The organism is Kitasatospora sp. NPDC096147, assembly GCF_044763225.1.
In the GTDB taxonomy this organism is placed as follows: domain Bacteria; phylum Actinomycetota; class Actinomycetes; order Streptomycetales; family Streptomycetaceae; genus Kitasatospora.
In genome coordinates, this window is sequence record NZ_JBIWFX010000004.1 from 655,167 (window position 1) to 669,375 (window position 14,209).

Consider the following 14,209-nt stretch of genomic DNA (forward strand, 5'->3'; position numbering starts at 1 on the left):
GAGGCTCCGCGGGCCGACGGTGCAGCCACTACGGTGAGGGCATGAGGCTTCCGTCGATCATCGCCGCTCCCATGGCCGGGGGCGGGTCCACGCCCGCCCTGGTGGCCGCCGTCAACGAGGGGGGCGGGCTGGGGTTCCTGGCCGCCGGGTACAAGGGGGCGGAGCTCCTCGGGGAGCAGATCGCCGAGACCCGGAAGCTGACGGACCGTCCGTTCGGGGTGAACCTCTTCGTGCCCGGGGAGCCGTCCGATCCCTCGGTGGTCGCGGCCTACCGGGACGTCCTGCGGCCGGAGGCGGCACGCCACGGGGTGGCGCTGCCGGAGCTCACCGGGCCGGACCGGGACGGGTGGGAGGAGAAGACCGCGCTGCTGCTGGCCGATCCGGTGCCGGTGCTCTCGTACACCCTCGGGCTGCCGGGTGCGGCCGAGGCGGCGGCGTTCCGGGCGGCGGGCAGCTACCAGGTGGCCACCGTCACCACGGTGGCGGAGGCCCGTGCGGCGGCGGCGCTCGGGATGGACGCGCTCTGCGTGCAGGGGCCGGAGGCGGGTGGCCACCGGGGCACCCACCGGGCGGACGCGGAGCCGGGCACGACCGCGCTGCCCGAGCTCCTCCGGGAGATCGCCGCCGTCGGTCTGCCGATGATCGCGGCCGGCGGGCTGGCCGACGGGCCGTCACTGGCGGCCGTGCGGCGGGCCGGTGCGGTGGCGGCGCAGATCGGGACGGCGTACCTGCTCGCCGACGAGTCGGGGGCGAACGCGCCCTACCGCCGGGCGCTCGCCGAGCACCCGGGCCCGACCACCGTCACCCGGGCCTTCACCGGCCGCCCGGCCCGCGCCCTGCGGAACGCCTTCGTCGACCGCTACGGCCCGCAGGCCCCGGTCGGCTACCCGGAGGTGCACCACCTGACCGCCCCGCTGCGGGCCGCCGCCACCGCCCGTGGCGACGCGGAGGCGATGCACCTGTGGGCCGGCACCGCCCACCGTCTGGCCCGGCCCGGCCGGGCGGCCGACCTCACCCGGGAGTTTGTCGCGGCCTTCGAGGCGGCGGGCGGGACGGTCTGACGGGGTGTCACCGGCGGTCGGGTGCTTGCGCGGGGTGCCGGGGCTCGGTCGGGGCATTGCGTCGGTGCGGGGGTCTGCGCGGTTTCGGCGGTGTGCGGGTGCTGTTCCGGGGCCGGTCGGGTCTTCGCGTCAGGTGGTCGGTCCGCTGCGGTGCCGGGATGTCGTGCGGCCGGGTGCTCGCGTGGGGTGCCGGGGGTCTGCTTGGGTTTCGGCGGCGTTGCGTGGTGGTGTGCGGGGGCTGTTCCGGGGCCGGGTCTTCGCGTCGCGCGGGTCGGTCCGCTGCGGTGCCGGGATGTCGTGTGGCCGGGTGCTCGTGCGGGGCGCCAGGGCCCGGTCGGGGCGACCGTCGGCGTGCGGGGCCGCCCCCGGCGGGGTGAGTGGCAGTCAGAGGACCTCGCGGTAGTAGGCGATCTTGTCGCGGATCGCCTGCTGCTGGCGCCGCAGCTCCCGGATCTGCTGCTCCACCTGTTCGTCGTGCGCCTCCAGCACCGCCAGCCGCTCCGCCACCGTGGCGTCGCCGGAGCGGACCAGCTCGGCGTAGGAGAGCATGTCGGCGATCGGCATCCCGGTGTCCCGCAGGCAGCGGAGCACGCCGAGCCAGGCCAGGTCGTGCGGGGTGAAGCGGCGGTGGCCGCTGGCCGAGCGGCGGACCTCGCCGAGTAGGCCGACCCGTTCGTAGTAGCGCAGGGTGTCGAGACTGAACCCCGACTCGGCCACCGCCTGAGCCGGGGTCAGTTCGACCTCGTGGTCCGTCGACACGTCCGTCGATGCGCCGGTCGAAACGTCCGTCGAAGCATTCGTCACGGAGCCATCATGGCAAGCCGGCTCAGCCCAGCAGACTGCCCATCCACTCCTCGATACCGGCCACCGAGCGCGGCAGCGCGCCCGACATCAGCCGGGCCCCGTCCGAGGTGATGACCAGGTCGTCCTCGATCCGGACGCCGATGCCGCGCAGCTCGGCGGGGAGCGTCTCGTCGTCGGGCTGGAGGTAGAGGCCGGGCTCGACGGTGAGCACCTGGCCCTCCTCCAGCTTGCCGTCGAGGTACGTCTCGGCCCGGGCCTTGGCACAGTCGTGGACGTCCAGGCCGAGCATGTGGCCGCTGGAGCAGAGGGTGTAGCGGCGGAACAGGCCGCTGTCCTCCTGCATCGCCTCGTCGGCGCTGATCTTGAGGACGCCCCAGTCGGCCAGGCCCTCGGCGATCACCCGCATGCCGGCCCGGTGGAAGTCGCGGAAGCTGGCGCCCGGCTTGAGGGTGGCGATGCCGGCGTCCTGGGCGGCGAGCACCAGCTCGTAGACCTGACGCTGGATCGGGGAGAAGGTGCCGCTGAGCGGCAGGGTGCGGGTGATGTCGGCGGTGTAGAGCGAGTCGGTCTCGACGCCGGCGTCCAGCAGCAGCAGCTTGGACGGGTCGAGGGCGCCGTCGTTGCGGATCCAGTGCAGCACGCAGGCGTGCGCGCCGGAGGCGACGATGGTGTCGTAGCCGGTGCCGTTGCCCTCGGCGCGGGCCCGGAGGTTGAAGGTGCCCTCCAGCCAGCGCTCGCCGCGGCCGTGCTTGAGCGCGTACGGGAGCGCCCGGACGACGTCCTCGAAGCCGGCGGTGGTGAGGTCCACCGAGAGCTGGAGCTGGCCGACCTCCCAGCTGTCCTTGATCAGGCGCAGTTCGGAGAGGGTGGCGGCGAGCTGCGTGTCGGCGGCGGTCGGCAGCAGGGCGTCGAGCAGCGGGTCGACACCGCCGAGCAGGCGGGTCGGCACCTGAGTGCCCGTCAGCAGGTCCTCCAGCGCGTCCAGGTGGGCGGCGCGGATGCCGGTGAGCCGGGCGGCCTCGTCCAGGTCGGGGCGGCGGCCGACCCAGAACTCGCCGTACCGGCGGTCGCGGTAGAACTCGGAGCCGTACGGGCCCTCGCCGCCGCGCGGGGAGCGCGGGCGCAGGTAGAGCACCGGCTCGCCGTCGGGCTCGACCACCAGGACGTGGCCGACCTGCTCCTCGCCGGTGAGGCCGGTGAGCCAGGCGTAGGCGCTGTGCGGGCGGAAGCGGTAGTCGCAGTCGTTGCTCCGGACCTTCAACTGGCCGGCCGGGACGACCAGGCGCTCGCCGGGGAAGGCGGCGGCCAGTCTGGCCCGGCGGGCCGGCATGAAGTCGTGACCGGCCACCCGGTCGGTGGCGGGCAGTGGGGTGGCCGCCCACCCGGTGCCCATGAAGGCGTCCAGGGCGGGGGAGACGGGCAGGTCGTGGCTGCCGGTGTTGAGGGGGCGTGGGTCGGTCACGGCTGCGGCTCCTTCGCCGAACTGGACGGTGCTGGTGCTGTTCCACGCACGGGGTCGACGTGCGGTGTTGCCTGGCGCGGGTGGGGAGTTGAGGGACAGGAGGGACACAGCTCGGTAACGGCCCGCTCCATCCCTTGCCAGTGCAATTTCACATTACTATGTTACGGGTCACACCATGGAGCGGCTAGACCCCGGCGGGCAGCTCTCCTGGCGGCCCCGGATCAGCCCCGGGGCGGACCAAGGCCGCAACTGTGGCCTTCCACTGCGGAGTTGCACATGACCAGGCGCATTCACGCCGTTCTCGCGACGGCGATCACGGCAGCACTCACCCTCGGCCTCGGGGCCTGTTCGAGCACCGGCTCGTCCTCGGACGACACCGACAAGCCCGTCGTGACCGAGGGCAACGGGATCATCGGCGGCACCCCGGTCAAGGGCGGCACCCTGAACCTGCTGTCGAACACCGACTTCGACCAGCTGGACCCCACCCGCAACTGGACCATGCCGGTGATGGACTTCGGCGTCCGGGTGCTCTACCGCACCCTCACCACCTTCAAGGCGGCGCCCGGCGCCGAGGGCCTGAAGATCGAGCCGGACCTGGCCACCGACCTCGGCCAGTCCAGCGACGGCGGCAAGACCTGGACCTTCAAGCTGAAGGACGGCCTCAAGTACGAGGACGGCACCCCGATCGTCGCCGACGACATCAAGTACAACGTCGAGCGCTCCTACTCGCCGGAGCTCCCCGGCGGCCCGGACTACGCCCGGGTCTACCTGAACGCGCCCGACGACTACAAGGGTCCGCTGGCCGGCCAGCGTCTGGGCAAGGAGTCCATCGAGGTCCCGGACGAGAAGACCATCATCTTCCACCTCAAGCGCCCGGTCGCCGAGTTCGGCTACACCGTGACGCTGCCGACCTTCTCCCCGGTGCCGAAGGCCAAGGAGGCGGGCGCGAACTACAGCAACCACCCGGTCTCGTCCGGCCCGTACAAGATCGAGTCGTACGACCGCGGCAAGCGCATGGTGCTGGTCCGCAACACCTTCTGGGACGAGAAGACCGACACCGTCCGCAAGGCGTACCCGGACAAGATCGTCGTCGACCAGACCCTCAAGGGCACCGGTGTCGCCGAGCGCCTGATCGCCGACCAGGGGGACGACCAGAGCGCGCTCTCCTACGTCGACCTGGTGGCCTCCAAGATCAGTGAGGTGCTGACCAACCCCGCGCTGAAGTCCCGGCTGATCTCCGAGAACGCGGGCTGCACCACCTCGCTGCAGATGGACAACAGCAAGGCCCCGTTCAACGACCCCAAGGTCCGCCTCGCGATGCAGTACGCGGTGGACAAGGAGGCGTTCCAGGCGGCGCAGGGCGGACCGGCCTTCGTCGACATCGCCACCACCTACCTGCCGCCGGTGCTCACCGACGGCAAGACGGTCGACCACTTCAAGATCGCGCCGGGCGGCGACCCGGAGAAGGCCAAGGCCCTGCTGGCCGAGGCGGGCCAGGCGGCCGGCTTCAAGACCGAGCTGACCACCTCCACCGGTGGTAAGCAGCAGGCCGAGGCCATCCAGGCCGCGCTGAAGAAGGTCAACGTCGACGTCACCATCAACGTGGTGGACCCGACCGCGGTGAACTCCATCGTCGGTGACAAGACCAAGCAGACCGGTCTGTCGATCAGCGGCTGGTGCCCCGACTACCCGTCGGCCGCCACCTTCCTGCCGATGATCTACGACGGCAAGATCATCAAGGACAAGGGCAACTTCGGCAACGTCACCCGCTTCAACGACCCGGCCACCAATGCCGAGTTGGAGCGCATCGCCGGCCTGAGCGACATCGCCGAGGCGAACAAGGCGTGGCTCGCGCTGGACTCCTCGATCATGGAGAAGTCGCCCGCCGTGCCGCTGGCCTGGGCCAAGAAGCCGCTGCTGGTCGGCTCGAACATCGCCGGTGCCTTCGCCCACCCGGTGTGGGCCGGCCAGGTCGACTACGCCGTCATCGGCCTGAAGTCCGTCAAGTAACCGGGAGTCCCGCATGACCGCCCCGCTCTCTCCGTCCCGGGCCGGCGCCGACGGCGCCGACGGGACCGGGGGAGCGGGGGCGGCGGCCAGTCCCGCTGCCCCCGCCTCCACCAAAGCCCAACTCCCGGCCTCCCCTTGGCGGTTGGCCTGGCAGCGGCTGCGCCGCCAGAAGGCCGCGCTGACCGGCTTCGGCATCATCCTGTTCTTCGTCCTGGTCGCGCTGCTCGCCCCGGTCATCACCGCGATCAGCGGCCACGGCCCGGCGGACACCGACAAGAAGGCGATCAACTCCTACCTGGGCGGCCTGCCCAAGGGCGACTTCGGCGGCATCAGCCCCGACCACTGGCTGGGCGTCGAGCCCGGCCTGGGCCGGGACATCTTCGCCCGGCTGCTCTACGGCGCCCAGATCAGCCTGCTGGTGGCCTTCGCCTCGGCCGCGCTGATCACCGTGATCGGGGTGACCCTCGGCATCCTGGCCGGCTACTTCGGCGGCCGGGTGGACACCGTGATCAGCCGGTTCATGGACGTGATGATGTCCTTCCCCACCCTGATCTTCATGATCGCGCTGCTCTCGGTCGCCCGGGACGTCAACCGGGTGTTCCTGCTGATCGTCGTGATGGGCGTGTTCAGCTGGCCCTACATCGCCCGCGTGATCCGGGCCCAGACGCTCTCGCTCAAGCACCGCGAGTACGTCGAGGCGGCCCGGGCCAGCGGCACCAGCTCGTCGCGCATCCTGGCCACCGAGATCCTCCCCAACCTCTCCGGCACGATCATCGTCTACGTCACGCTGGCCATCCCGGGCCTGATCGGCACCGAGGCCGCCCTCACCTTCCTGGGTGTCGGCGTCCGGCCGCCCACGCCGTCCTGGGGCCAGATGATCGCGGACTCGGTGCCGTACTACAAGGTCGACCCGATGTTCTTCATCCTGCCGAGCGCCTGCCTCTTCCTGGTCGTCCTCGGCTTCACCCTGATCGGTGACGCCCTGCGCGACGCCCTGGACCCGAAGGGCGGCAAGGCGTGATCTGGTTCCTGATCCGCCGTCTGGTCGGCATCGTCGCCACCCTGTTGGTGATCTGCGCCCTGACCTTCGCGGTGTTCTACCTCTTCCCGGCCGACCCGGCCGCGCAGTTCTGCGGCAAGGACTGCTCCGCCGAGCGGATCGAGCTGGTCCGCCAGCAGCTCGGCCTGAGCGATCCGCTGATCGTCCAGTTCGGCCGCTACCTGGTCGGCATCTTCGCCGGCCAGACCATGGGCACCGGCCAGTACGCGGTCCAGTGCGACTTCCCGTGCTTCGGCTACTCCTTCCAGAGCGCCCAGCCGGTCTGGGACCTGATGATGGACCGCTTCCCGGTCAGCGCCTCGCTCGCCCTGGGGGCGGCGGTCTGCTGGCTGGCCCTGGGCGTCTCGGCCGGCGTGGTCTCCGCCCTCAAGCGGAACACCTGGATCGACCGCACCGTGATGGTGGCCACCATCGGCATCGCCGCGCTGCCGGTCTACTTCACCGCGATGATCCTGCTCTACCTGGTGGTCTCGGTGCTCGGCCTGATGGAGCTGCCCCGGTACGTCGCCTTCGGCGAGGACCCGGTCGGCTGGCTGCGCAACCTGATCCTGCCCTGGATCACGCTGGCCCTGCTGTCGGCCGCGCTCTACGCCCGGATGACCCGGAACTCGGTCATCGAGACCATGGCCGAGCCCTTCGTGCGCACCGCCCGGGCCAAGGGCCTGAAGGAGCGCCGGGTGGTCGGGCGGCACGGGCTGCGGCCCGCGCTCACCCCGGTGGCCACCATGCTCGGCCTGGACCTCGGCGGCCTGCTGGCCGGGGCGCTCATCACCGAGCAGCTGTTCAGCCTGCCGGGCGTCGGCAAGCTGTTCGCGGACTCGCTCAACAAGTCCGACCAGCCGGTCATCATGGGCGTCACCCTGCTGGCCTCGTTCTTCATCGTCAGCTCCAACCTCATCGTTGACCTGCTCTACGCCTGGATCGACCCGAGGGCGAGGCTCTCATGACCACACTGCTCGAAGTCTCGAACCTCGAGGTCGAGTTCAACACCGCCGAGGGCGTCGTCAAGGCGATCAAGGGCGTCGACTTCTCGGTCGAGCGCGGCCGGACGCTGGGCATCGTCGGCGAGTCCGGCTCCGGCAAGTCGGTCAGCTCGCTGGCCGTCATGGGCCTGCACCGGGGCGCCAAGGTCACCGGTTCGGTGAAGTTCGAGGGCACCGAGCTGATCGGCGCCCCCGAGGAGACCGTGCGCAAGCTGCGCGGCCGGCGGATGGCGATGGTCTTCCAGGACGCGCTGACCTCGCTGCACCCCTACTTCACCATCGGCGACCAGATCGCCGAGGCGTACCGGGAGCACTTCGGCGCCTCCAAGAAGGTCGCCTGGGCCCGGGCCGTCGAGGTGCTGGGCGACGTGGGCATCCCCGAGCCGGCCCGCCGGGCCGGGGAGCACCCGCACCAGTTCTCCGGCGGCATGCGCCAGCGCGCGATGATCGCGCTCGCGCTCTCCTGCGAGCCGGACCTGATCATCGCGGACGAGCCCACCACGGCGCTGGACGTCACCGTCCAGGCCCAGGTGCTGGAGCTGCTGATGAAGCTCCAACAGGACCGCGGGCTGGGCGTGGTGATGATCACTCACGACCTGGGCGTGATCGCCCGGGTGGCCGACGAGGTGCTGGTGATGTACGGCGGCGCCGCCGCCGAACAGGCCCCCGCCGACACCCTGTTCACCAACCCCCGGCACCCGTACACCCTGGGGCTGCTGGACTCGCTGCCCCGGCTGGACGCGCCGGAGGGTGAGGCCCTGCGCTCCATCCCGGGCTCGCCGCCCTCGCTGCTCAACCCGCCGCCGGGCTGCGCCTTCCAACCGCGCTGCCAGGTCTACGCGGAGAGCCCCAGCGAGCTCTGCACCGACGGCCGGCCGGCCCTGCGCCTGGTCGCCCCGGAGCACCGCAACGCCTGCGTCCGCGACCAGGCCGACCCGAAGGGGGTGACCGCATGACCACCGAAGTGACCGCCGGCGTCACCACCGAGACCATCCTGACGGTCGACGACCTCGGCATGACCTTCCCCGCCCCGCGCTCCGGTATCCGGCGCGGCGCCGGGATCAAGGCGGTGGACGGCGTCAGCTTCGACGTCCGGGCCGGGGAGACCCTCGGTCTGGTCGGCGAGTCCGGCTGCGGCAAGTCCACCACCGGGCGGATGCTGGTCCGGCTGCTGGACCCGACGGCGGGCCGGGTGGCGTTCCAGGGCAAGGACATCACCCGCACCGGGCAGCGTGAACTCCGCCCGCTGCGCAGCAAGTTGCAGATGATCTTCCAGGACCCGTTCGCCTCGCTGAACCCGCGGCAGACCGTCCAGCAGATCATCTCCGCCCCGCTGCGTGCCCAGGGCAACTCCACCGCGGCCATCCAGCGCGAGGTGCGCGAGCTGACCCAGCTGGTCGGCCTCGCTCCCGAGCACCTGGACCGCTACCCGCACCAGTTCTCCGGCGGTCAGGCCCAGCGCATCGGCATCGCCCGTGCCCTGGCCACCCGCCCGGAGCTGGTGGTGGCGGACGAGCCGGTCTCCGCACTGGACGTCTCCATCCAGGCGCAGATCGTCGGCCTGATGGAGCGGCTCCAGCGCGAGCTGGGCGTGGCCTATGTGTTCATCGCGCACGACCTGGCGGTGGTCAAGCACATCAGCCACCGGGTCGCGGTGATGTACCTCGGGCGGATCGTCGAGATCGGCGAGAAGCGGGACGTCTACGACAACCCCGCCCACCCGTACACCAAGGCGCTGCTCTCGGCGGTGCCGCTGCCCGACCCGGCCGCCGAGCGGCGCCGGGAGCGGATCGTGCTGCTCGGTGACCCGCCGAGCCCGGCCAACCCGCCGAGCGGCTGCACCTTCCACCCGCGCTGCCCCAAGGTCCAGGAGATCTGCCGCACCGAACGGCCGCTGCTCCGGATCACCGCGGTCGGCGGTGGCCGGCAGGCCGCCTGCCACTTCCCCGAGGCGTGAGAGCGCCCCGGCACCCCGGGGGCTGACCCCGCGTCAGCACCCCGGCGACCCCCGGCCCGCGCCGTCGTCGTCCTCCCCATGAGGCGGCGGCGCGGGGCAGGGCGCGGGGCCGTCCCCGGACAGCCCCCTGCCCCGGCATCCCGTCCGCGTCGGCACCCCGTCCGTACCGGACACCCCGGCCCGCCCGGAGGCACCGGCCCGTCCGGCCCCACCCGAACAGGCCCGCCCTTCCCGCGCGGACGTCCGCCCCACCTCCACCCCCCACTGGAGCCCCCGTGCGAAACCCCTCCCCCCGAACGGCGCGCACCGCGCCGCTCGCGGCCGCCCTGGCCGCGACCCTCACACTTCCGGCCGTGCAGTCGGTCCGGGCGGCCACCCCGGCCGCCGTCCTGGCCGGCACTTCCGACCGCACCTGCGAGGGCCCCCTGCGCAGGTGACCCAGACCCCCGGTCGGACGTGGCGGGGAACCGTGACGGCGGGCCACGTCCGGCCGGGTCCAACCCAACGACTCCCGCGCGGTGCGGCCGTTCCTTCCGCTTCCGCGGTCGCCCCGCGCGGGTACCACGAAAGGCAGCCACAGACGTGACCCAGGCCCCACAGCCGCTCAGCTGGGACGGCAGTGCCCACCCCTCCGGCCGCACCGAGACGCTGGCCGAGATCGACCTCGGTCTGCCCGGGGTCCGGGCCAGAGCCGTCGCGGTCGGTGCCGGCCACCTGGCCGTGCGGGTGCTCCCGCAGGCCGAGCCGGGCGTGGTGATCGTCGAGGTCACGCCCGAACTGCCCGACGACGAGCAGCCGGTGCGCACCCGGATCGAGTGGCGGCTGCCCTGCACGGGTGCCACCGGGTACTGGACCCCGCTCAGCGGCACCCGCTGGCTGCCGCCCTCCTGGGCGCTGCCCCGGATCGCCTCGCTGCCCAAGGGCGCCCCGGTCGGCAGCCTGGTCGGCACCGCCGACGCCGCGCTGTGCACCTTCGCGGTCGGCGAGACGGTGCTCCCGGTCTCGATCGGCGAGGGGGCGGTCGAGGAGACCGGCGACTTCAGCTTCTGGGTCGAGCACGAGGGCCCGCTCCGGCTCCGCCTCGACCTGAGCGGCCGTCACTTCGCCGACACCGTCCGGGACTGCGCCGCCTGGTGGGCCGAGTCGCTGCCCGCCTCCACGGTGCCGGACGCCGCCTTCGACCCGATCTTCTGCACCTGGTACGCGCTCCACCTGACCATCACCGCCCCCGAGGTGGAGCGGCTGGCCGCGCTGGCCGCCCCGCTCGGCTTCGGCGCGCTGATCGTGGACGACGGCTGGCAGACCGACGAGGTGGGCCGCTCCTACGCCACCACCGGGGACTGGCAGCCCGCCCCGGTGGGCTTCCCGGACTTCGCCGAGCACGTCGCCCGGATCCGCAAGCTGGGCCTCAACTACCTGCTCTGGCACGCCCTGCCGTTCCTCGGCGACCGCAGTGCGGCCCAGGCGGAGCTGGCCCCGCACACCCTGGCGCACCTGCCGATGCTGGAGACCTCGGTGCTGGACCCGCGCAGCCCGCTGGTCCGGGCCCACCAGGTCGAGCGGCTGGCGGCGGCGGTCGAGCAGCACGGGGTGGACGGGCTGAAGATCGACTTCATCGACACCTTCATGCGCGAGGCCACCACGGCCTCGCCCGACCCGGACTGCACCGAGGTCGCCGAGGGCGTCCGCCGCCTGCTGGCGGAGCTGGACACCCGGCTGCGGGCCACCCGCCCCGAGGTGCTGATCGAGCACCGCCAGCAGTACATGGGCCCCGGCCTGTGGCCGTACGCCACCATGGTCCGGGCCACCGACTGCCCGCACAACGTGACCGAGAACCGGGTCCGCTGCGCCGACCTGCGGCTGACCGCCGGCCCGCTGGCGGTGCACGCCGACCCGATCACCTGGCACCCGGAGGAGGCCCCCGAGCAGATCGCGGTCTTCCTGATCGCCTCGCTGTTCGCCACCGCCCAGGTCTCGGTGGACCTGGCCGCGCAGAGCCCGGAGCAGTCGGCCGCCGTGCGGTTCTGGCTCTCCGTCATGCGCGAGCACCGGGACCTGCTCCAGCGGTCCGGCTTCCGGCCGCACCGCCCGGAGCTCGGTTACCCGCTGATCGAGGCCCGCAGCGGCGCCGCGCTGGCCTTCGGTCGGTACGCCGCGCTGCCGGTGAAGGTCACCGGGGAGTGGGACTCGCTGCTGCTGGCCAACGCCGAGGCGGACACCCTGGTCCGGCTGGTCTTCGACCGGGTGCCGGGGCGCTTCTCGCTGCTGGTGCAGGACGCGCTCGGCGGCACGGTGGCGCAGTCCACGGCCTCGGTGGACGGCACCGAGTTCACCGTGCACGTGCCGCTCGGCGGTCTGCTGACGCTCGGTCGGGACTGACCGGTCGTTCGGCGGCCCGGTCGTTCGGCGGCCCGGTTCGGAGGGTGGGGGTCCTCCGAACCGGGCCGTCCCCCGTGGCCCACCGGGCGCAGTGGTGCCTCCGCCCGGTGGACACCCCTGGGCACCAGGCGGATCCGGCGGAGGGAACCGCGAGCAGCGGGATCCGCCTGGTGAGCTCGTGCCCCAGACGTTACGCGCGCCGCCGCCGGGGCCGATACCGCACGAGTGCACGGTGACCGGCCCCCGGCCTGTCACCCCTGCACGGTCGGCTCCGGCCCCGGCGGTCGAGGGCTGTCCGGTCGGCCACCGCCCGGTCGGCCACCGCCCGGTCGGCCGCTGCCTGGTCGGCCGCTGCCTGGTCGGCCACTCCCTGGTCGGCCACCGCCTGGTCAGCCGTTGTCCTCCACGGTGCGAGCCGGCTGCGGGTCCGTCAGCCGTGGTTCGGGGGAGGGGGCTCGGCCGGCCGGGGCTCCGGCAGGGTCAGCTCGCCGAGCGCGGCGAAGGCCAGCACCACCTCGTACACCCCGCCGCCGCCGGACAACAGCTGACGCTGCAACAGCCGCTCGGCGGCCCGCAGGTGCTCCCGGACGGTCTGCGGGTGCAGCCCCAGCTCCCCGGCTGCCCGCTCCACGCCGAGATCGGCCCGCACCCAGGCCAGCAGCGTGCCGCGCAGCGCCCGGCCGTCCGGTGCCAGCCGCTCGAACTGCGCCCGGGCCCAGTCCGACACCGGCCCGGCGGCCAGGAGCTCGCCGAGCGCCGGGGGAGGAGTGCCCGCCGTGCCGAGCACCGCGCACGCGCTGACCGAGCCGGCCGCCTGCAGGGCCAGGTGCAGCACGGTACGGCCGGTCACCCCGTCCAGGTCCAGCCCGAGCCGGTCGGCCGCCCGGTCGATCCGGGCCCGCACGGTGTTCCGGCTGACGCCGAGGATGCGCCCGGCGCTCACCGCGGGGAACTCCAGGCCCAGGTGCAGGGTGCCGAGCAGCTGGTCCCGCCCGTTCAGCGGCAGCTCGTGCAGCGGTCGCAGCACCCCCGTGGCCCAGCGCGCCGCCCCCCACGGGTCCAGCAGCTGCCCGAGCCGGCTCTCGGCCGCGTACAGCGCCGCCCGGTCGGGCCGCAGCCGGGCCACCGCGAGCGCCCGGGTGGCGTCCCCGTAGCAGCCGGCGGTGTGCGCCGGCGGCCGCCGGCCGCTGCCGCCCAGTGCGCGGTCCGGCCGCCCGGCGACGAACTCACGCAGCGTCAGACCGACCCGGTCCCACCCGTCCAGGCCCTCCCAGCCGTCCGCGCCGTCCCGGCCGTAGGCGTGGCCCGCGCCGTCCCGGTCGCCCGCCGGGCCCGCCGTGCCCGCCGGGTCCGCGTGCAGCGGGGCGACCACGATCAGGTGCTGGTCGTACGCGGGGCAGCGGACCACCAGCGCGCGGTCGCCGAGCGCCTCCCGGCACCGCCGGGCCAGCCCGTCCCGCTCCGGGGCCGGGCCCTCCAGCACGTAGACCCGCTGCTCCTCGGCGTCCAGCAGGCCGGGGGCCAGGCCCTCGGCGGTGCGCTGGGCCAGCGTCACCTCACCGCCCATCAGCAGCTGGAAGACGGCCACCCGCAGGGCCGCCCGGACCTCTTCCAACCGCTCCCGGTCGGCCTCGGCCCGCCGCACCCGCACCAGCGGGGCGATCAGGTCGGCGGCGTGCCCGAGCAGGGTGCCCGCGCGGGCGTCGAAGGGCTCGGTGCGCCCCACCGCCAGGACGGGGTACGGGCGGTGGCGGCCGACGGTGGCCAGCCGCACGTGCAGCGGGCCGAGGTCCAGTGCGGCCGAGCGCAGTCGGCCGTCGGTCAGCTCGGCGGTGGCCGGCCCGGCCCCGGCCAGCACCCCGGCGGCCCCGGCCGTCACGGCCGGCTCGCCGGGTCGGCCGGTGGTCAGCCGGACCGGACCGCCGACGGCGTGGGCCAGCCACTCCACCAGGCGCTCCAGCCGCCGGTCCGCCGGGCCGGCGGACTCCCGCAGGTGGCCCAGGAGTCGGGCCAGCTCGGCCCGGCCGTCCTGGGCCTCGCGCAGCCGCGCGTCGCCGATCCGGCGGGCCACCCGCAGCCAGCTCCGCTCGTCCTCGACCGCCAGCAGGGCCAGGCCGTGCCGCTCCGCGCCGACCCGCTGCCGTTCGCTCGGCTCGCCCTGCGGCACCGTCACCCCGACCGCCACCGCCCGCCCGGCGGCCAGCCGGGCGAAGTCCCGTTCGGTGGCCTGTGGTTCGACCCGCACCAGCCGGTCCGCCACCTCCTCGTCCGGCTCGGCCACCCCGGCCACCAGCCGCTCCGCTCCCGTCCTGCCGATCAGCCTCAACCCCGGCAGATCGGCCAGTGATCCCACGGTGGGCAACGGTCCCTCCTCGCTGCGCGTGCTGCTCCGTCGTGTCCCCGCACGGCCTGCCGTCGCCGTGACGTTCCCTCAGGCCGCCGATCCCCCGATCGACCTGCGGCGATCGTACGCACCAAGGCCGGAGCCCCGGT

11 protein-coding genes are annotated in these 14,209 nt (G+C 73.6%); 8 read left to right on the plus strand and 3 right to left on the minus strand.

Annotated features, from left to right (window positions below; translation table 11 throughout):
- Positions 1 to 41: 41 nt before the first annotated feature.
- A complete protein-coding gene (locus ACIRBX_RS17030; protein ID WP_402297432.1) occupies positions 42 to 1,061 on the plus strand; it encodes a nitronate monooxygenase in 1,020 nt (339 codons plus the stop codon).
- Positions 1,062 to 1,445: 384 nt separating this feature from the next.
- Here the strand turns inward: ACIRBX_RS17030 and ACIRBX_RS17035 are convergent, their stop codons facing one another.
- Both ACIRBX_RS17035 and ACIRBX_RS17040 read right to left on the minus strand, forming a co-directional pair.
- The gene (locus tag ACIRBX_RS17035; protein ID WP_402297433.1) at positions 1,446 to 1,865 is read right to left on the minus strand and encodes a MerR family transcriptional regulator; all 420 of its coding nucleotides are present in this window, start codon (positions 1,863 to 1,865) and stop codon (positions 1,446 to 1,448) included.
- 22 nt (positions 1,866 to 1,887) lie between these two features.
- The gene (locus ACIRBX_RS17040; protein ID WP_402297435.1) at positions 1,888 to 3,327 is read right to left on the minus strand and encodes an aminopeptidase P family protein; all 1,440 of its coding nucleotides are present in this window, start codon (positions 3,325 to 3,327) and stop codon (positions 1,888 to 1,890) included.
- 276 nt (positions 3,328 to 3,603) lie between these two features.
- Between ACIRBX_RS17040 and ACIRBX_RS17045 the strand changes: the two genes are divergently transcribed.
- From ACIRBX_RS17045 to ACIRBX_RS17075, 7 genes are all read left to right on the plus strand, one after another.
- Positions 3,604 to 5,337: an ABC transporter substrate-binding protein gene (locus ACIRBX_RS17045; RefSeq protein ID WP_402297437.1), complete on the plus strand. Its 1,734-nt coding sequence runs from the start codon at positions 3,604 to 3,606 to the stop codon at positions 5,335 to 5,337.
- Positions 5,338 to 5,350: 13 nt separating this feature from the next.
- Positions 5,351 to 6,358, plus strand: coding sequence for an ABC transporter permease (locus ACIRBX_RS17050; RefSeq protein WP_402297439.1), 1,008 nt, complete (start codon positions 5,351 to 5,353; stop codon positions 6,356 to 6,358).
- A complete protein-coding gene (locus ACIRBX_RS17055) occupies positions 6,355 to 7,344 on the plus strand; it encodes an ABC transporter permease (protein WP_402297440.1) in 990 nt (329 codons plus the stop codon). The genes ACIRBX_RS17050 and ACIRBX_RS17055 overlap by 4 nt, the downstream gene beginning before the upstream one ends.
- On the plus strand, positions 7,341 to 8,336 hold the full coding sequence (locus ACIRBX_RS17060) for an ABC transporter ATP-binding protein (RefSeq protein WP_402297442.1): 996 nt from the start codon (positions 7,341 to 7,343) through the stop codon (positions 8,334 to 8,336). Before ACIRBX_RS17055 ends, ACIRBX_RS17060 begins: the two co-directional genes overlap by 4 nt.
- Complete coding sequence (locus ACIRBX_RS17065) at positions 8,333 to 9,337, plus strand: ABC transporter ATP-binding protein (RefSeq protein ID WP_402297445.1); 1,005 nt, start codon at positions 8,333 to 8,335, stop codon at positions 9,335 to 9,337. Before ACIRBX_RS17060 ends, ACIRBX_RS17065 begins: the two co-directional genes overlap by 4 nt.
- A 275-nt stretch (positions 9,338 to 9,612) precedes the next feature.
- Complete coding sequence (locus ACIRBX_RS17070; protein ID WP_402297446.1) at positions 9,613 to 9,774, plus strand: hypothetical protein; 162 nt, start codon at positions 9,613 to 9,615, stop codon at positions 9,772 to 9,774.
- Positions 9,775 to 9,919: 145 nt separating this feature from the next.
- Positions 9,920 to 11,716, plus strand: a complete 1,797-nt coding sequence (locus ACIRBX_RS17075) for a glycoside hydrolase family 36 protein (protein ID WP_402297448.1) — start codon at positions 9,920 to 9,922, stop codon at positions 11,714 to 11,716.
- A 430-nt stretch (positions 11,717 to 12,146) separates the two neighbouring features.
- On the opposite strand, the gene ACIRBX_RS17080 is transcribed toward ACIRBX_RS17075, so the two are convergent.
- A complete protein-coding gene (locus ACIRBX_RS17080) occupies positions 12,147 to 14,069 on the minus strand; it encodes a helix-turn-helix domain-containing protein (protein ID WP_402297643.1) in 1,923 nt (640 codons plus the stop codon).
- Positions 14,070 to 14,209 lie beyond the last annotated feature (140 nt).